The 16,863-nt window shown below is 64.1% G+C and carries 18 protein-coding genes; 6 read left to right on the top strand and 12 right to left on the bottom strand.

Annotated features, from left to right (window positions below; translation table 11 throughout):
• Window positions 1-230 precede the first annotated feature (230 nt).
• Window positions 231-635, bottom strand: coding sequence for a (deoxy)nucleoside triphosphate pyrophosphohydrolase (locus tag AB8998_RS08490; protein ID WP_369737471.1), 405 nt, complete (start codon window positions 633-635; stop codon window positions 231-233).
• A 264-nt stretch (window positions 636-899) separates the two neighbouring features.
• Here AB8998_RS08490 and AB8998_RS08485 point away from each other — a divergent pair, with 264 nt between their 5' ends.
• Both AB8998_RS08485 and AB8998_RS08480 read left to right on the top strand, forming a co-directional pair.
• Complete coding sequence (locus AB8998_RS08485; protein ID WP_369737470.1) at window positions 900-1,850, top strand: DUF732 domain-containing protein; 951 nt, start codon at window positions 900-902, stop codon at window positions 1,848-1,850.
• A 526-nt stretch (window positions 1,851-2,376) separates the two neighbouring features.
• Window positions 2,377-2,691: a hypothetical protein gene (locus tag AB8998_RS08480; RefSeq protein ID WP_369737469.1), complete on the top strand. Its 315-nt coding sequence runs from the start codon at window positions 2,377-2,379 to the stop codon at window positions 2,689-2,691.
• A gap of 1,010 nt (window positions 2,692-3,701) precedes the next feature.
• Here the strand turns inward: AB8998_RS08480 and AB8998_RS08475 are convergent.
• The 8 genes from AB8998_RS08475 to AB8998_RS08440 form a co-directional block, all read right to left on the bottom strand.
• Complete coding sequence (locus tag AB8998_RS08475; RefSeq protein WP_369737467.1) at window positions 3,702-5,030, bottom strand: phage major capsid protein; 1,329 nt, start codon at window positions 5,028-5,030, stop codon at window positions 3,702-3,704.
• 822 nt (window positions 5,031-5,852) lie between these two features.
• Window positions 5,853-6,128: a hypothetical protein gene (locus tag AB8998_RS08470; protein ID WP_369737466.1), complete on the bottom strand. Its 276-nt coding sequence runs from the start codon at window positions 6,126-6,128 to the stop codon at window positions 5,853-5,855.
• 437 nt (window positions 6,129-6,565) lie between these two features.
• Window positions 6,566-6,838, bottom strand: a complete 273-nt coding sequence (locus AB8998_RS08465; protein ID WP_369737464.1) for a hypothetical protein — start codon at window positions 6,836-6,838, stop codon at window positions 6,566-6,568.
• 442 nt (window positions 6,839-7,280) lie between these two features.
• Window positions 7,281-7,529 (bottom strand): hypothetical protein, encoded by a 249-nt coding sequence (locus AB8998_RS08460; protein ID WP_369737463.1) that lies wholly within the window; start codon window positions 7,527-7,529, stop codon window positions 7,281-7,283.
• Between the two features lie 188 nt (window positions 7,530-7,717).
• On the bottom strand, window positions 7,718-7,885 hold the full coding sequence (locus AB8998_RS08455; RefSeq protein WP_369737462.1) for a hypothetical protein: 168 nt from the start codon (window positions 7,883-7,885) through the stop codon (window positions 7,718-7,720).
• Between the two features lie 54 nt (window positions 7,886-7,939).
• A complete protein-coding gene (locus AB8998_RS08450) occupies window positions 7,940-8,527 on the bottom strand; it encodes a hypothetical protein (RefSeq protein ID WP_369737460.1) in 588 nt (195 codons plus the stop codon).
• Entirely contained in the window at window positions 8,527-8,907 is a 381-nt protein-coding gene (locus AB8998_RS08445) for a hypothetical protein (protein WP_369737459.1), read from the bottom strand. Before AB8998_RS08445 ends, AB8998_RS08450 begins: the two co-directional genes overlap by 1 nt.
• A 740-nt stretch (window positions 8,908-9,647) precedes the next feature.
• Window positions 9,648-10,550 carry a tyrosine-type recombinase/integrase gene (locus AB8998_RS08440; RefSeq protein ID WP_369737458.1) on the bottom strand — a complete coding sequence of 301 codons (903 nt, stop codon included), beginning with the start codon at window positions 10,548-10,550 and terminating at the stop codon, window positions 9,648-9,650.
• Between the two features lie 103 nt (window positions 10,551-10,653).
• Between AB8998_RS08440 and AB8998_RS08435 the strand changes: the two genes are divergently transcribed.
• Entirely contained in the window at window positions 10,654-10,938 is a 285-nt protein-coding gene (locus tag AB8998_RS08435; protein WP_369737456.1) for a 4a-hydroxytetrahydrobiopterin dehydratase, read from the top strand.
• An 85-nt stretch (window positions 10,939-11,023) separates the two neighbouring features.
• Entirely contained in the window at window positions 11,024-12,709 is a 1,686-nt protein-coding gene (locus tag AB8998_RS08430; protein WP_369737399.1) for an IS1634 family transposase, read from the top strand.
• A gap of 84 nt (window positions 12,710-12,793) precedes the next feature.
• Here AB8998_RS08430 and AB8998_RS08425 read toward each other — a convergent pair whose 3' ends face one another.
• Window positions 12,794-14,083: a mannosyltransferase gene (locus AB8998_RS08425; RefSeq protein WP_369737454.1), complete on the bottom strand. Its 1,290-nt coding sequence runs from the start codon at window positions 14,081-14,083 to the stop codon at window positions 12,794-12,796.
• A gap of 135 nt (window positions 14,084-14,218) precedes the next feature.
• Here AB8998_RS08425 and AB8998_RS08420 point away from each other — a divergent pair, with 135 nt between their 5' ends.
• Both AB8998_RS08420 and AB8998_RS08415 read left to right on the top strand, forming a co-directional pair.
• The gene (locus tag AB8998_RS08420) at window positions 14,219-14,878 is read left to right on the top strand and encodes a hypothetical protein (protein ID WP_369737453.1); all 660 of its coding nucleotides are present in this window, start codon (window positions 14,219-14,221) and stop codon (window positions 14,876-14,878) included.
• A gap of 45 nt (window positions 14,879-14,923) precedes the next feature.
• Window positions 14,924-15,889 (top strand): Rv1157c family protein, encoded by a 966-nt coding sequence (locus AB8998_RS08415; RefSeq protein WP_369737452.1) that lies wholly within the window; start codon window positions 14,924-14,926, stop codon window positions 15,887-15,889.
• A gap of 62 nt (window positions 15,890-15,951) precedes the next feature.
• Here the strand turns inward: AB8998_RS08415 and AB8998_RS08410 are convergent, their stop codons facing one another.
• On the bottom strand, window positions 15,952-16,098 hold the full coding sequence (locus AB8998_RS08410; RefSeq protein WP_069419838.1) for a DUF1059 domain-containing protein: 147 nt from the start codon (window positions 16,096-16,098) through the stop codon (window positions 15,952-15,954).
• 29 nt (window positions 16,099-16,127) lie between these two features.
• Window positions 16,128-16,700, bottom strand: coding sequence for an HhH-GPD-type base excision DNA repair protein (locus AB8998_RS08405; RefSeq protein WP_369741475.1), 573 nt, complete (start codon window positions 16,698-16,700; stop codon window positions 16,128-16,130).
• Between the last annotated feature and the right edge of the window lie 163 nt (window positions 16,701-16,863).

The following is a 16,863-nucleotide window of genomic DNA, read 5'->3' as shown; positions in this document are numbered from 1 at the left end:
GCTGCGATGGAGTAGTGACCGTACGCGTTCGCCCCCGTTCCTGCCGGTTAACTCGCCGCGGGTAGCCGGTCGGCACGAACGCCGTCATCGGCGCCGTGTTCCCGCATGCGGGTGCGTGGCCCTCCCGGACGGCACCGCGTTGTCCGCCGCAACGACGTTGGTATCTACAAATTGGACTGTAGTAACCTACCGCTGACCTGGAGGTTGGCTGAATAAGTCCTGTGGAGTTGTCACGAGACGGCTGAAAGCGCCCGGGTCAGGTCCCCCAGCCAGCCCCGGTCGGCGGGCACCCAGTCGACGTCGTGCAGTTCGGCCGCCGTCACCCAGCGCAGCGCCCGGTGGTCGTGCGGCCGCGGCTCACCGCGGAGCAGGCGCACCCGGTACGCCCGCAGCGTCGTCGTGCCGTCCAGCGCGATGTCGTGCCCGAGCCGATCCCCCACCACGACGTCGGCCTCGCCCACCCCCAGCTCCTCGGCCAACTCCCTGGCCAGCGCGTCGCGCTCGGATTCGCCGGCCGCGACCTTGCCGCCGGGCAGCTCCCAGCGGCCGGCCAGTTCCGGCGGCCGCACCCGTTGGGCCACCAGGACCGCGGAGCCGGAGATGAGGGCCGCGGCGACGACGATCTGGGTGGCCATGGCCAGTGACGTTATACGGTCGGGTCATGGCTGTGTTACACCCCGCCAAACGTTGTGCGCGACCTGCATAAACGCTGGCCAGAGGGTGGCTTTGCGAAGCCTGTTAAACGTAAGTATCTGCAAGCTGCCCGCGTTGGCGAAGGCTGGACCGTACTAGCTACAGTACGTAGTACGAATTCTCTTGCAGAACAGGCACTTTCGGCTTCACCGCAACCCTCGGCGGGTGGTACTGTTTGACATACGCCCAGCGAAAGGACAAGGCCCATGGCCGATAGCTCGTTCGATGTCCCGCTCCCGGCCGGCGCACTCGACGCGGAACCCTGGCAGGACGATACCCACCGTCAGTTCTGGGGCACCACGTACATTCACGATGCCGCAGTTCAGCCCTCCAAGGGCGTGCGCCTTGGCATCTGGGGGCTGCAGGACATCAGCGGGACGGTGCTCACGCGAAGAATCCTCATTGAAGCTGACCCCTGTGGCACCGAGGTTGATTCCGCGACCGCTGGAAGGATCGAGACCGACCTACGGTCGTTGCGCGACGAACTCGATGCTCTGTCGGACCCCGACGACACAATCGGGATCATGAGCAGCGAGGACGCCGCTTCGGACGCGGCGAAAGGCCTGTCAGACGCTACAGAGGCGTCCCACCTCATGGATACTCGGGCAGCGCCCCCAGCTGAGCCGGAGCTTCAAGCCGAAACGGCCGGGGAGATGATTCCCACCCCCGCCTACTCGGAGGTGCTGGAAGAGCCGGATTATCGCGAGGAGGAGCGATTCGCGGCCGTCAAATACGTGGCACCGATGCTCGTCGCCGCCGTGCTAGGCGCGGCAGGAATGTTTACCTACATAAATGCGCGCCCCGCGATAACTCCACCAGTGCCACCGGCCAAAATCATCACAGACCCAGCGCCCCCGGCGAAAATCCTGCCCCCACCGCCGATACCACCGCCGGGACCGGCGCAGGACGAGGCATTCGCTACGGCGCTTCGCGATTCCTGGATCACATGGCCCCGCGATGACGACATGATCGACGCGGGCCACGAAATCTGCTTACGACTAAGCGCCGATGACGACCCACAACAACTCGTTGACCGGCTCATTGCATCAGCGGCCGATCCGGCGTCCCACCGTGAAAGTGCCGAGGCAATAGTCGGAGCCGCCATCAAGTATTTCTGCCCAGACGACTCGCTTGCGACCTTGCTGCACACCTACTAGAGGAAGAGCAAAAAAGATGTGGAATACGCTCAAGGAGGTTCTCAAGTACATGGTGCCAACGCTCATCGCGGCCGTCCTGGGCGCGGGCGTCGTTTACGCCTTTTGGGGCAACGATTACAAGATGAATCCCGCACCGCCCATACCGACCGTTCACCGTGCTGCCCCCCAACCTCCGCCGGTACCTGCAGCAGGGCCAGCTAGAGACGGTGCATACATACAGCGGCTCGAAGCTGCCGGGATTGCTCGGTCACTGAGCAACTCGAATGTGATTGCGTGGGCACATGAAAGCTGCTTGAGGTTGAGGTCGGTCAGCCACCCCGATGGTTTGGCCTCTGTTGAACACAGCATAAAAACCGGGGCTGGAATTATCGATCCCACGGAACTAAAGTTACGCAGATTTTTTGAAATTACCAAGAACTTTTATTGCCCCGACATTCTCGGGGGATGAACGAGAGCGCCAAGCTCCAAAATACACAATAGACGGCCCCCGCAGTACAACAGATAAAGGAGGAGGAACCAAAAAGAAATGGACGACTACGACATGGGCCAAGTCCGGATTGAGGCCCATTCCGGCGATGGGGTCATCATGGTTCACAACCTCGGCCCCGAAGCGCGAGCGGCGCTTGAACACCGCGCACAGGAAGCCGGCGTTTCGGTTGAGGATTTCATGCTAGGGATGATCGACGCGAAATTCCGCCATCACGCAGAGGAACGCGCTCGCGAGCAAGGGGTTTCAGTTGAGCAATACCTAGAGCAACTGGACCAGGAAGCCGACCCCGACGCGGAGCAAAACGAGATCTTGCGGGCGCTCGAACTAAGCCTGGGAGGTGGCGAGTCATGAGCGGCGACGACGTAGCGGCCTTCGCGGAGCGAAAGCTTCGCCGCAACCGAAACCGTAAGGGGCCTGCGTAAGGAGGCCACACCAAAGGGCTACGGCGTCGCGGCCATCACTAGCACCATGGCGAACGGGGGCGCAAACGAGGAGACCGCCGAATGGTACCGCGTCTACCCGCTCGATCATCCCGAAGAGAGTGAGGTTTTCGAGTCGGCCGATGCGGCGCGTGCCTACATTGACGCCGCTCCGAGTCTGATAAGAGGGGATGGCGATGGAAGCGGCGGGGAAATTCCATCCTAATAAACACCACCAAAGCGCAAAAACGGCCCTCAGATCAATTCTGGGGGCCTTTTTGTTGTCTCAGGTATGTCCTATCTACCCGCATGCCGTTGAGGCCCCTACGGGCCATTCAGGGCTGAGAAATGCACAGAGGGGCCGGGCGAGCGAGTACGTTTACTCCGATTTTATTTTTTGTCGACCGGCCGCCTCTGGCGTGGGGTCAGGAGACGAAGCTGACCCGGTGTTTCCGACACCTTTTTGGGGTGCGGAAGTTTGAAAGCCGGGACGTGCACCTCACATGTCACGCCCCGGCCTGGCGCCGGCCTTTCAGGGGAAAGCCGCGCCCATCGCCCGCGCAGCCAGGGGGGACAGGCGCAGCTGGGCGGAAGTTTGAGGGGGGCCGGGCGAACTCCCGAGATCAGGGGAATCGCCCGGCCCCATTTGGCCGCGAGATGCGGGAGTAGGAGAATAACTAAAAGAAATCCCCGCAAATACGACCATTCTCGACAATTACAGAGAAAGGCAGCCGCAATTGTCGAAAATTAATTGGGAGGGTGGGGCCTACGGCCGCGCCGAGGCCCCTCCGTCCGTTCAGGTTCTTCGGCCCTCACAAAAATCAAACCCGTAGACTCACCCTCGGATTCAACAGTCGTCACGTACTCGACACCACTGCAATATGGTCCGAGATCCACGAGGCCCCGAAGGGGGAACGGCCCCTGATAGTTATGCAGCAATTTCTAAACGGCGACCGAAGTCGGCAGGCCAGTCAGGTAGAAGGCGGCCGAAGCCCTTACCCAAGCGGCACCTTCGCGAAGTTCCGCAATCCACGTGTTTTGGTTACGGGCGAGGTCGTCCGCATTCGTGCCGGTGATAATATTCATGGCCTCACGGATTACCAAATACCCGAGGCGGCTTGAGTCGATGAAAAACGCATCGCCCGCGGTCACATCGGTACTCAGCCGTACTTCCACGCCGTAAATCTCCGTCAACGGCGAACGCGACGGGTCAGGCGCCAACAGGGAACGGTTCAAACCGTCAAGCTGCTGCACCAAGGCGTGATACGTGGTCGGATGGGTCAACATCAGATTCGGCTGCGCCAGAGCTGCGCCCGTATTCATACTGTCAATCGCCGCCAGGATGTTATCCAAATAGCTGCGAGGACTGGTAGGAGTTGTGGCAGTAGCCGTCAAAACACCCGACAGATTCTTAAGCCCAATCATGTTGACCGAACCGTCAGCATTAGTCGAACCGTCACCATAAAGAATTTGGTGGTTCTCCGCTGAGATAACATTTTTCTGAAGCTGGTTAATTAGGTAAGAAAATGCGGCAGGATAATCGGACTGTTCCCGCGTGAATATCGCTTTGCCGGCAATCTTCACATAGGAATCGGTGACGGCGGTAAGCGCAACATCAACGGTCGGCTTGGTCTGGCCCTCCCCAACCACGGATGCTTGCGCAGCTGCGGTGGTGGTGTCCTTGATGTAAGTGAACTGGGCCGCGTCGCCGCCGATTGAAGGAAGCTCACTAGCGATTCGGAAAGGCCAGACGCGCTCTACGATTCCTGCTGGCAAAAGCTGCGCCGGGATTAGGCCGGTCATCGTCGGCATCGACGCGTCGAGCGTCTTCAGGCCGACACTGCCCTGAGCGGCGGTCATGCCTTTCACGTTCACCGGCAAGCCCGTGCGGTGGTGTTGATCCATTGCCTTAACGGCGAAGTCGTCCACGTCCAACGGCGAAAGCTGTGCGCCCTTGGTCTCAATGACCCTTCCATCGACGCCGACAAATTTCGCGCCGCTGAGCCTGTCACTCATATTCTTTCCTTCAATAGTCTTAGCGAACGCGGGATTGGGAATTTCGCCATGGCTAGTCATCTTGACAAAAGGTTCACGGTCACCGTCGTGTTTCCGCATTTCAGCCTTCCAGGCTTTAAATTCCGCGGTCAGGTCATCGTGCGCTTTTTGCTTTTGGTGCTCGGTCAGGCGAGGGTTATTCTCGAAATCCGTATCGAAGTTCGCCAAACGCGATTCCAGTTCTTGGCCTTTGGCCTTGAGCTGGGTGATGTTCATATCTATTTCTTTCATGGTAGTCCTGCATAGACGACCAAGCGCCACACTTTTAATTGCGGGTCACGAACGTGAGCGGCGGGTGTGGGGGTGGTTCGTGCCCAAGGGCACTCATAGGCGATTGTCATCGGCGGGCTGTCGCTCGACAGGCGGCCCCACATGGGGGCGGGCTATCGGGGTTGACAGGCGGCCATCGACGGCGCCCGTTGGGGCCGGGAATCGGCCCAGTTGGGGGTAAGGGACTTTGCCCTACCCCGGTACGCCGGCCAGGTGATCGTATCTGGCCTGCATCTCAGCGATGATGGCGTCACGCCGTTCAGTCGGCCAGCCGTTAAGCTTGTCGACGTACCGGCCTTCGGTGAACGTTCGCAGCAAGGAGTCTAGCCGTGCCATCTCCGTTTCACCGCTGCGCTTGCAGCCTTCGCAGCACCAGCGGGTTGGCCGGCCGCCGCGTGGCTTATCCTCAAGCGCGCCACCACATTTCGGGCACGCCGTTGGCGTGTACTTCATCGCGTAAGTCCTTCGCTAGCAACGCTTTTCGCGTGGGTGAGATCCCAAGCGGGAGCGGGGTTTTGATTCGGCCAAAAAAGTGCCGTGACCTGCGGTTTTGTGGTTTTCACGAAATCCGTTGTGCCGCAATACTTGCCGTTCGCAATGCTTTGCCCGAAGGGTCGCGGGGGGTGACCATTCCTAGGGATTTCCTAGTACCCCCCACGGTCGGAATGCCTTGACGCAAACCGCTCTCGACTGCCACGCCATTACGAGACCATGTGCCACAATGTGATCGCGGCACGCCCATGTAAGGGGCAATGAATCGCGCATGGACTACAGCAACGCCAAGCGGTATTCGTAACTCCCGACTTTTGTATACGCACCAGCGCGCCCCGCTTCGAGCTGTGCCAAGTCGATTTGGTTAAGCTCGGCTAGCCGTCGCCGGTCGGTCGGCGAGTCCGTCCAATAGAGGCGATTCGCCACATTGATGGCCTTGGCGTCGGCGGTCAGCGCATCGCGATATGCCGACGCGAGTTCCTTCGCCGCGACGAAGTCCCACGTCTTCGTCTTACCGAGGTAGCCGAAGGCCCATTTCTTGCCGCTGAACACGGGCTCATCGAGGTAGGCGACGCCGTGGCGAGAGAATCCGGCTATCGCTGCGGCGCCCCGGTGGGCACCATCGCGCGTTCGCGAGGTCGGACGCTGTAGGAACGGACACGCCACGGCGGCGGTGTAGATGATGCACGAGAGGTGCGCCGGCCCGAGTGACGACACGAAGACGCCGCCGGGGTAGGAGTAGCTCCCCTCGTAGTCCTCCGAGCAGTGGAGCACTACGTACCGCGGTCCAGAAATGGCGCAACCGCAACTGGCGCAGTGCCCCCTCGTTGCCAGGGCTAGTGCGCGAGCGTCGTCAAACACACTGTGGGCGTGGTCGCTCACCGCTGGGTTGTGAACCTTTAGTTGCGCTGGCGTGCGGGGGGTGCCGAAGTCCGATACCGGGCGTAGACGCGGAAGTGAAGCCAGCCAGGGGGGCTCTGGGAAGCCGCTCACAGCAGCGCCAAGCGATACGTGTAGCCGCCGACCTGCAGGTGCGCACCAGCGCGCCCCGCTTCAAGGTGGGCTTCGTCGATTTGTTTTAGCTCGGCTAGCCGTCGCCGGTCGGTCGCGGAATCGGTCCAGTAAAGCCTGTTCGCGACCTTCACGGTCTTCGCGTCGGCGGTCAGCGCATCGCGATATGCCGAAAGAAGTTCCCTGGCGGCGACAAATTCGATGCGCTTCGTCTGGCCTAGGTAGCCAAAAGCCCAGTTCCAGTCACCCACGACAGGCTCATCGAGGTAGGCGATGCCGTACCGCGAGAATCCAGCCACCGCTGCGCCCCCCCGGTGCGTACCGTCGCGCAGTGCCCGTGAGGTGGGCCGCTGTAGGAACGGACACACCAAGCTCCCGTACAGGGCGCAGGACAAGTGCAATGGCGGCTGACTATCCACGAGCACGCCACCTGGATAGGAAAGGCAAGGCTCATAGTCGTCTGAGCAATGTTCTACTACATACCGCGCACCAGACACGGCATAACCACAGTGCCCGCACCGTCGCCTAAGACCAAGGGCCACGGCGCGAGTCACGTCAAATGACGTTCCACCGGGGTGGCACACCGCTGGGACGGGAAGTTTCAACTGTGACGGGGTGCGGCTGCCGTTCGGCCGTAGCCGCGGAAGGTCGGCCAGCCAGGGTGGTTCCGGAATCCCGCCGGCTACGGGACAGCTAGCAGACACGGCAAGTATGAGCGAAGCGGCTCACGGCGCGGAACAAGGCGTGGTAGGTCTCGGCGGTGTCGAACACGGCCCAGTCCATCGCCCGGAATGCCATCGTGCGCGCCAACTCGGCCCCTTCGGACGCGGCCAGCGGGGTGGTGGCGTCCAAAAACGCGCTCGCGGCCAATAGGAGGCGATTACGGTCCACGTCCTCGGCGCCTTCCATGGCCGCGAAGAGCAGCATCGACAGTTCACTCACCTAAGTCTCCATTGGCTTTTGTGTAGCGCTGCAGAGGCCGTGAACGAACTGAATCAACCGATCCAGCTCGGACCGGCTCAGCAGCATCGCGTGACGGTGGTTGCGAATCACAATGCCGCCCTCCGCGTCAGTTCGCCTACGGACCGAAATGGGCGAGCGAAAGCGGTCGGAGATGACGAGGGTCTGCGTCATTGCGCCTTTTCCAGCAATAGGGTGCCGATCTCTACGGCGGTGCGCGCCGTCATGGGGACGACGAAGCTCTCGCCGAACCGCGGATTCACTTTCAGGCCCAGGATTTTCTCGGGCGCCGTATGGTCGACCAGCACGGCATAGCTGGCCGCTTCAATGTTAGTCATAAAAAGTTCCTCTCACCTATTGGTGATGATCGGAGAAGTAATCTACCTGCGCATTTACAGCGGCGATTTTAGAATCATGAAGCCACGGTCTGCCCAATCCAATTCCGCCAACTGGTCACGGTCATCACCAGGCCGGCGGCCCACCAATTTCGGTTCGGCAGGCGCCCCGGTGTAATCACGTATTCCGGCGACGCCGAAATGCAGGGAGTAACAATTATCGGTCGGATAGCTTCTCGGAGCATCGCCGCATGCCAGGCAGATCCGGTTGCCGGTGCCCCAGTACGCCAGTTTCGGCTTGGGCGTCATCCACGTCTTGAGGACTTCGTGGTCAAACTCCATGAGGGGATGACCCTTGCGGCATGTGACCTGGGGGCGCTGGCGTGCGGCCCGTCGCTCCTGGTCGACCAGCTCGGGAAACACCTGCGGAAAAAGGTCCCGGACGTGAAACCGCCGCGATTGTCCGTTCTTGCACAACCAAACCCGGCCGTCGTCGCACTTGATCCGCTTGCCCGCGTGCTGTCGAGTGCGACCACCCTTACACGCAACCTCACGCGGCAAGCTCCATACTTCCAGCCGGACACTCATAACGTAGGCGCTGAATTCGGGGATGACGCGCCACTCCTCTCCCCAGTCGAACTCCACTAGGCTTCGCGCTTCTGGTTCGCGCGCCACGCCTCCTGACGGGCGCGGTTGGCCTCGCGGACGCGTTCCTGTTCTTCGAGCTGCGCACGGGTCGACTGCCACACCCAGTAATCGGCATTCACGCGATAAAGGCCGGTATCATCACACTCGACCAGTCCCATCGCTAAAAAGCGGGCGATGTGCCCGGAGTCCAGATTGGCGACCATCTCGGCGTCGGTCGGGTCGAAGACCCCATCCGAGATCAGCGACACCACCCACACGTTGAGATTGATAAACGCCCGAAACTCCTCGGCCGTCAGCTTGCGTTGCAACTTCGCATCGAGGAGTACCTTGTGACGCAGGCGAGTATCCAACGATTCGCCTTTAGTCTTAAGTGTCATTCTCAGTTCCTTTTCCTGGCACTCGCTAAACGTGCCTTAAATCCTTTTCCTGAAAGACTGGCGTGGCCTTTACCTGGACTTGCCGCGCCTCGCCTATTCCTGTCCTTCTCCTAAGACCTGTGGCCTAAGCCGGGCCTTTACTAAGTGGCCTTTCTCGCCTAACTGGCCTAGTTCCTAATTCCTAGCCTGTTTCCTGGCTGGCCTCGCCTCGCCTTGGCTCGCCTTTCCTAGGGTCACGCCGTTACGTAACGCGTGACGTAACAAGCCCCTTGCGTAGCCGCCGAGCACGCGCAGACTTTCGCGCCATATCGGCATAGTGGGCCTTGCGTAGGGACTCGGCGCGCTTGTGGCGTTCGGCCGGTAGAAGCTCCCCGTCCGGGTCTGCCAGCCGCTCAAAGCGGGCCAAGAGGCCCAACCGGGCCGGCAGCGTTCTGATTGAGCGGTTCTCGGTGTAGGCCCAGGACAAGTGGGCTGCGTATTGCGCGCCCAGGCGGCGCTCAGCGGGTGTCAGTGTCATGGTTTCTCCTCGGCATGACAAAAAGGCCGGGCTGTGAGACCCGGCCTGAAAATTGGCAAAAGAAAAAGCCACACCCAATGCGGATGCGGCTCAAAGAGTTTCGTTACCGGCCTTGTTTGGCCGTTTGTTATGGATTGCTGGTCTGACTCCCGAGTTTCACGGGCTTGCGGTCTGCAACCGACACCTCAGCAGCGTTTGTGACCACAAGCATACAGCACGGCATCTACACGTCCCCCAGGTTGAGAGTGCGGGCCTCATCGACGGCGCGTTGGGACGCGGTGGCGCGGGCGTACCTGTCGAGCATCTCTCTTGACGACCACCCGGCGACGGCCATTAGTCCCCCCTCAGAGCCACGCTGAGACATCCACCGACTAGCGAAGGTGTGCCGCAACACGTGGGGATGAAATCCGGTTACACCGGCCTTTCGCGCCCGCTCGGCCAGCGTGACACGCAACCCGTGCGGACCCAAGGGCTGGTGCGTACGCGCACCTAACCAGAGCGCCTTGCTCTCCGAGCCGGGATGGGTCCGGCGCAGCCGGATGTACCGGTCTAGGGCTTTGGCGGTCTGCGGCCCAAAAGGCGCGATACGACCCTTGCCGCCCTTCCCCCGCCGGATTGTCACCAGGCCGCGCACCGGGTCGATGTCGTCCAGTTCGAGTGCCATCAACTCGCCGGCCCGCATTCCAGTCTCGGCGAGGAGCCTGACAATCGCCTCGTCGCGGCGATCCTTCAGGGACTTCCCGTCGCACGCCTTGATCAACGCCGCCAGTTGCTCCTCTGTGAGCACCGGAGTGATGGGCGTGTCGCTCTTCGGCGCGTTGAGCCGCAGCAGCGGATCAGACGGAATCTCCCCCTCTGCGGCAAGCCATTTCGAGAACTGGCGCACACCGGCCAGGCGCGCCTGTGCGGTAGCGGCCTGAGCGCCGGAATCGAGCATCTGCGCGATCCACAGCTGCACCTGGCGCCTGTCGATCTGGGCGGGGTGGCCGTTGTCGGCGCACCATTGCAGATAGCGGCGCACACTAGAGAGGTAGATCGTGCAGGTCCGAGGAGAGCGGCGGGCGGACTTAAGCTCGATCTCGAAGCTGTCAACCAAGGCGGCAAGGTCAACGGCGTCGGTCGTCATATGTTAATGGTAACTGATTGCGTTATGCGCAACCCCGGGGCCAGATCATGGGTGTATCGTCGCAGCTAGAAGCTAATATCTGCGGAGAAAGGATAGGTCCGATATGGCTGTGTTATCGGATGAGCAGGTGGATGCCGCGCTGGCCGAACTGAGCGGATGGGAGCGCGCCGGCGGCGCCCTGCGCCGGTCGATCAAGTTCCCGGCGTTCCTCGACGGGATCGACGCCGTGCGCCGGGTGGCCGAGCACGCCGAGCGCAAAGATCACCACCCCGACATCGACATCCGTTGGCGGACGGTGACTTTCGTTCTGGTGACGCACTCCGAGGGTGGCATCACCCAGAACGACCTAGCGATGGCGCGCGACATCGACGGGATCGTCGGGGGCTAGCGGGAGTTTCCAGCCTTTGTAGCTGATCGGCGTGTCTTGCGTTGTGGTGCTTGATGTTTGTGGGGCTGGAGTGTATTACCCATATATGGCGTCGATCGTGGGTAAGCGGCGCGGCAAGCAGACCTATTATTACCTGGTGGAATCGGCCCGCGTGCAAGGTAAGCCGCGCATCGTTTCGCAGCAGTATTTGGGCAGCGCGGAGGAGGTGATGGCGAAGCTGTCGGCGACGCCGGCCGGGCAGCCGATCCGTAGCCAGCACAAGCAGTTCGGGGATCTGGCTGCGGTGTGGTCGATGCTGGCCCGGCTGGATGTGGCCGGCATCGTCAACGACGTGGCGCCCCGGTACGCGAACGCGGCCGCACCGGTGGGCACCTATGTGGCCCTGGCGTGCGCGAACCGGATTGTCGACCCATGTTCCAAGCGTGGCTTCGCTGACTGGTGGGCCACCACGGCCGGGTCACGGTGGGTGAAGCTGGACCGGGCCGCGCTGGATCATCGCCGGTTCTGGGACGCGATGGACCGCCTGGGCCAGACCGAACTGCGTGAGATCGAGACCCGGCTGGGACGGCGGATGGTGACCGAGTTCGGGCTGGATTTGACCGGGCTGGCGTTGGACATGACCAACTTCGCTACCTTCATCGACACCGGCAATGACCGCGCGCCGATCGCGCAGCGGGGCAAGGCCAAGCAGAAACGCACCGATCTGCGGTTGGTCGGGCTGGCCCTGGTCGTCACCCGCGACGGCGGGGTGCCCGTGATCAGCCACCCCTATCCCGGGGACCGGCCCGATGTCACCCAGTTCAGCACCGTCGTCGACGAACTGCTCACCCGCTACCGGGACCTGGTCGAGCACGTGGAGTCGCTGACCGTGGTCTATGACGCCGGGCAAAACAGCAGCGACAACCATGCGGTAGTGGAGGCGCACGGGATCGGGTTCGTCGGTTCGCTGCCGCCCAGCGATCACCCCGAACTGCTGCAGATCCCGACCCGGGACTACCGGCCCGTGGACGACGACCGCTACCCCGAGCTGCGCTATGTCGACACCACCGTCACCGCGCTCGGCGTCACCCGCCGAGCGGTACTCACCCACTCGGCGAACCTGGCGGCCAAACAATCCCGCGGCCTGGACCAGACCCTGGCCAAGGCCCGGCGCCGCCTGGCCGAGCTGGCCGCCCGCCTCGCGCGCGGCCGCACCCGCCGCGACCGCGACCAGGTCCAGGCCGAGATCACCGCGATCCTCAAACCCCGCTGGGTCGCCGACATCATCACCACCACCCTCACCGGCGACACGCCCGCCCAATTGAGGCTGTCCTGGCGCACCGACACCAAGGCCCGAAAGCGCCTGCAAGAACGGCTGTTCGGCAAGCGCATCCTATTCACCAACCGCGACTGGCCGGTACCCGACGTGGTGGCCGCCTACCGATCGCAATCCGACGCCGAATTCGGGTTCCGCCAACTCAAAGACCCCCACGTAGTCTCGTTCAGCCCGATGCACCACTGGACCGACTCCAAGATCCGGGTGCACGTGTTCTACTGCGTGCTCGCCCTGGCCGTCGCCCACCTGATGCGCCGCCAGACCGAGCACGCCGGGCTGCACCTGTCGGTACGCGAACTACTCGACGAACTCTCCGGCATCCAAGAGACCGTGTTGATTTACCACGACGGCAGCAAGGGACGGCCCCGCGTGCAGCGCATGCTCACCGACACCAGCCCCACCCAACAGCGACTCGCCGACCTGTTCGCAATCCACCAATACGCACCCACCCGCTGACCAACAACGCCCAACACAACGACTTGGGTAATACACCAACCCTGCCCAAAAACCCAACCCCACCAGGGCAAATCAGGCCGTCGATCAACGAAGGCCGGAAACTCCCGCTAGTTCTGCGGCGCCGCGTCGGCTCGTGGCAATCCAGCTCAGGGTCGCGACCGCGGCGGCGATGTAGACGAGGCCGGCCCAGGCCAGGTACCAGGGGCGGTGGATCGTCCAGATGGAGGGTTGCACGAAGCTGAGCAGCCACGGCACGCCGACGACCGCGAGCGCCAGCCAGGTCCAGCCCAGGATGCGCGCGCCGCGGCGCGCGCTCAGGGGCCCGTGCAGCAGCCACATCATCAGCGGAACCAGCCACACCCAGTGATGGGTCCAGGAGATCGGCGAGAGCAGCAGCCCGAACAGCTCGACCACCAGTAACCTGCCGAGCCGGTCCCCGGGGCCGAGCGCCCACCACGCCAGCAGGGCCAGCACAGCCGTGATGCCGATGGCGGCGAGCACCGGCGGGCCGTAACCCGCGTCGTAGCCGACGATCCGGGAGATGCCGCCGCGCCACGATTGGTTGAACGAGGTGGCCACGGGGCCGACGCGGTGTGCATCGCCGAGCACTTCGGTGAAGTAGTAACGAGTCTCGTCGCCGACGACCAGGGCCGACAGCCCGACGGTGGCGACGAACACCACGGCCGAGAACACCGCGGCCGCCCACCGCCGCACGCCGACGAGGTAGATCCCGGCGATCGCGGGGGTCAGCTTGATCCCGGCCGCGACGCCGACCAACAGGCCGGAGAGCCACCACCGCGTCGTCGCGACCGCCCACAGCACCGCCAGCATCAGCAGCACGTTGATCTGTCCGTAGTCGAACGTGCTGCGCAGCGGCTCGATCCAGATCGCGACCGCCGTCCACAGCATCGCCATGCGGTGTCCGGTGCCGGAGGCGACGCCCATCAGCCGCTGGCTGATCCGGATCGCCCCGTACAACGCGGCCATGGTCGCGACCTGCCACAGGAACGCGACCAGGCCGAACGACAGCAGGTGCAGCGGGTAGAACACCACCGCCGCGAACGGCGGGTAGGTGAACGGCAGCGGGAAGTCCGGCGTCTGGTCGGCGTAGACGTAGCTGTAGAGGCTGCCCGGATGGTTCAGCGCGGCCGCGCCGCCCAGATACACGTGCAGGTCGACGAAGTTCGCGCCGTTGCGCGCCAGGTACGTCCAGGCGAGCCGGGCGGCGACGCTGAGGACCAACAGCACCGGCGCGACGGTGCTGAGCCGGCGCGCCGGCCGGCCGTCGGTGGTTGCCGCCGGGGCGGCCGAGGTGATGTCTATCCATCCGACTTTAGGGGGTGCCGCCGCGGCCGCTTCGGCATCGCCGGTCACGGTCCGGCGAGCGCCCGGTCACCGCCGTCACTCGAAGGGGTAACGATCGAATAAATGCCACACGTGTCACTTGAGTCACATCCGTATCAAAGTAGCTTCAGCCGCGGGACCTGTCGTCGACAACCAGGGAGAGACATGCCAACCATCTGGACCTATCTGCGTGCAACCGCCGTCGTGGTCGGTTCGTCCGCAGCGCTACTGACGGGCGGTATCGCCCACGCCGATCCGGCGCCGGCGCCCGCGCCGCTGCCGAACATCCCGCAGCAGCTGATCAGCTCGGCGGCCAACGCGCCGCAGATCCTGCAGAACCTCGCGACCGCGCTCGGCGCCACTCCGCCGGCGGCTCCGCCGTCGGCTCCCGGCATCAGCTTCCCGGGTGTGACCCCGGCGGCGGCGACGGCGCCGGCGTCGACCCCGCCGGCGGGCCTGCCTTCCATCCCCGGGCTGACGCCGCCCGCGGCCACCGCACCCGCCGCGCCGGCCTCCTCCGCCCTGCCGGGGTTCCCGGCATCAATCCCGGGCCTGACGTCGCCGGCACCGGCGACCGCTCCCGCTCCGGCGGCTTCGCCGATCCCGGGCTTGCCCGTGTCGCTGCCGGGCGCGGCCTCTCCGGCCGCTTCCACGCCGCAAGCGGGGATGCCGCAGGCGAAGATCGACATGCCCGCGTTGCCGGGCCTGCCGGTGAGCGTGCCGCCGCAGGTCACGCTGCCGGGCGACCTGCCGGCTCTGGCTTCGGCGGCACCGGCGGCCGTGGCGCCAGCGGCCGCGCCGGGGCTGCTCTCGGCAATGCCCTGATCAGCCATTTAGTCGGCCAACCCACTACCAGGACCGGAGGACATCGTGGCACGTACTAGGAAACTGTCCGAAGGATTAGCTGTCGTGGCCGCGGCCGCGGCCGTCGCGTTCGGGCTCTGCCCGAGCGCGACGGCCGACCCGGCGGTACCGCAACCCGCACCGCAGGCGAGCTCGGCCCAGCAACTGCCGGGCCTGCCGGCGTTGTCGCAGCTGAGCCCGATCATCCAGCAGGCGGCCGGCAACCCCGAGCAGGCCACCCAGCTGCTCATGGCCGCCGCCCAGGCCTTCACCCACAATCCGACCGCCCCCGCCGAGTCCAAGAACGTGGCCGCGTCGGTGGACCACTTCGTCCAGGCGCCGGTCGAGCACGTGCCACCGGCGGGGCTCGAGCCCGGCCTCCAGGCGCACCTGCCCACGGGCGTCGACCCCGCGCACGCGGCGGGCCCTGCGCCCCTCGCCGCCCCCGTCGCGCCACCTGTGGACACAGCGCCGGCCGCGGCACCGGCACCGGCGCCCGCCCCGGCGGCTGCGGCGCCCGCCCCGGATTCCGCGGCGGCGGGACCCGCGCCCGAGGCGGCGACGACCCCGGATTTCGGCCCCGACGCGCCGCCCACGCAGGACTTCTTGTATCCCTCGATCGGCAGCAATTGCCTTGCCGACGGCGGCAATTCGATCGCGACCGCACTGTCGGTGGCGGGCCCGGCGAAGATTCCGCTGCCGGGCCCCGGCCCGGGCCAGACCGCCTACGTGTTCACCGCGGTCGGCACGCCCGGCCCGGCCGAGGTGCAGAAGCTCCCGTTGAACGTCACCTGGGTGAACCTGACGACCGGCAAGTCCGGCAGCGTCACGCTCAAGCCACGCTCGGACATCAACCCGGAGGGGCCGACGACGCTGACCGCGATCGCCGACACGGGGTCGGGCAGCGTCATGTCGACGATCTTCGGGCAGGTCACCACCAAGGAGAAGCAGTGCCAGTTCATGCCAACGATCGGCTCGACGGTGGTGCCGTAGAGCTCACTTGATGCAGACGTGACGGCCGGCGTGTCCCCGCGACGGGGCACGCCGGTCGCTCGTCAGTACGCCATGAACAGGATGGCGTCGCGGTCGTACTCCAGTCCGGGATGGACCGCGGCGAGGTGGGCCTGGGTCAGTTCGACCAACTCGTCCTCGTCCTTGCCGACGATGGCCTCTCCGCACGGGCACGTTATGTGTGTCTTCACGATGCCGCCTTTCTGCACTGCTCCACCGGTTACTTCGCCGCCTTGGCCGCGGCCTTCATCTGCTTCTTGTAGGAACGCACCTGCCCGAGCGAACGGTCGTCGACGATGTCGGCGACCGAGATGTGCGTGCCGGGCCGGCCGAAGTCGCCCGCCGCCTCGCGCCAGCCCGGCGGTGTGACCCCGTACTGCTTGCCGAGCAGCGCCAAAAAGATCTGCGCCTTCTGCTCACCGAAACCGGGCAGGCCTTTGAGCCGTCGCAGCAGTTCGTGCCCGTCGGGCTCGCCGCTGCGCCACAACCCGGTGGCGTCCCCGTCGTAGCGGTCCACGACGATCTGCGCCAACGCCTGCACCCGCTTGGCCATCGACCCCGGAAACCGGTGTATCGCAGGCTTTTCCGAACACAAGGCGGCGAACTTGTCCGGGTCGTACTCGGCGATCTCGGCGGCATCGAAGCCACCCATCCGGTCGGCGATCTTCTTCGGCCCCGCGAACGCGGTCTCCATGGGCACCTGCTGGTCGAGCAGCATGCCGACCAGCAACGCCAACGGATTCTCGGCCAGTAGCCTGTCAGCCTCAGGATCTTGAGCGAGCCAAAGCTTCAATGTCAACGACCTTTCGTGACTTCCTTCCGTTGAACACCCTAAGACCGATGGCCCAAAGTTGCGGCACCAACCACCAGAACGGCGCACAACCGTCGCGTTATCGTGGCGTGGTGGTGGATGAGGTCACGTTGGCACAGATGCTGGACCGGGACGAACTGCATCA

Origin of the sequence: Mycobacterium sp. HUMS_12744610 (assembly GCF_041206865.1) — a bacterium.
Classification (GTDB): Bacteria; Actinomycetota; Actinomycetes; order Mycobacteriales; family Mycobacteriaceae; genus Mycobacterium; species Mycobacterium servetii.
The sequence above is the reverse complement of the archived record's forward strand: the minus strand, read 5'-3'. Positions and strand labels throughout refer to the sequence as shown.

What these genes read in the sequence shown, in the direction of transcription:
- AB8998_RS08490 (WP_369737471.1), bottom strand. Translation starts at nt 635, where the DNA reads ATGGCCACCCAGATCGTCGTCGCCGCGGCCCTCATCTCCGGCTCCGCG.
- AB8998_RS08485 (WP_369737470.1), top strand. Translation starts at nt 900, where the DNA reads ATGGCCGATAGCTCGTTCGATGTCCCGCTCCCGGCCGGCGCACTCGAC.
- AB8998_RS08480 (WP_369737469.1), top strand. Translation starts at nt 2,377, where the DNA reads ATGGACGACTACGACATGGGCCAAGTCCGGATTGAGGCCCATTCCGGC.
- AB8998_RS08475 (WP_369737467.1), bottom strand. Translation starts at nt 5,030, where the DNA reads ATGAACATCACCCAGCTCAAGGCCAAAGGCCAAGAACTGGAATCGCGT.
- AB8998_RS08455 (WP_369737462.1), bottom strand. Translation starts at nt 7,885, where the DNA reads ATGACTAACATTGAAGCGGCCAGCTATGCCGTGCTGGTCGACCATACG.
- AB8998_RS08445 (WP_369737459.1), bottom strand. Translation starts at nt 8,907, where the DNA reads ATGACACTTAAGACTAAAGGCGAATCGTTGGATACTCGCCTGCGTCAC.
- AB8998_RS08440 (WP_369737458.1), bottom strand. Translation starts at nt 10,550, where the DNA reads ATGACGACCGACGCCGTTGACCTTGCCGCCTTGGTTGACAGCTTCGAG.
- AB8998_RS08435 (WP_369737456.1), top strand. Translation starts at nt 10,654, where the DNA reads ATGGCTGTGTTATCGGATGAGCAGGTGGATGCCGCGCTGGCCGAACTG.
- AB8998_RS08430 (WP_369737399.1), top strand. Translation starts at nt 11,024, where the DNA reads ATGGCGTCGATCGTGGGTAAGCGGCGCGGCAAGCAGACCTATTATTAC.
- AB8998_RS08420 (WP_369737453.1), top strand. Translation starts at nt 14,219, where the DNA reads ATGCCAACCATCTGGACCTATCTGCGTGCAACCGCCGTCGTGGTCGGT.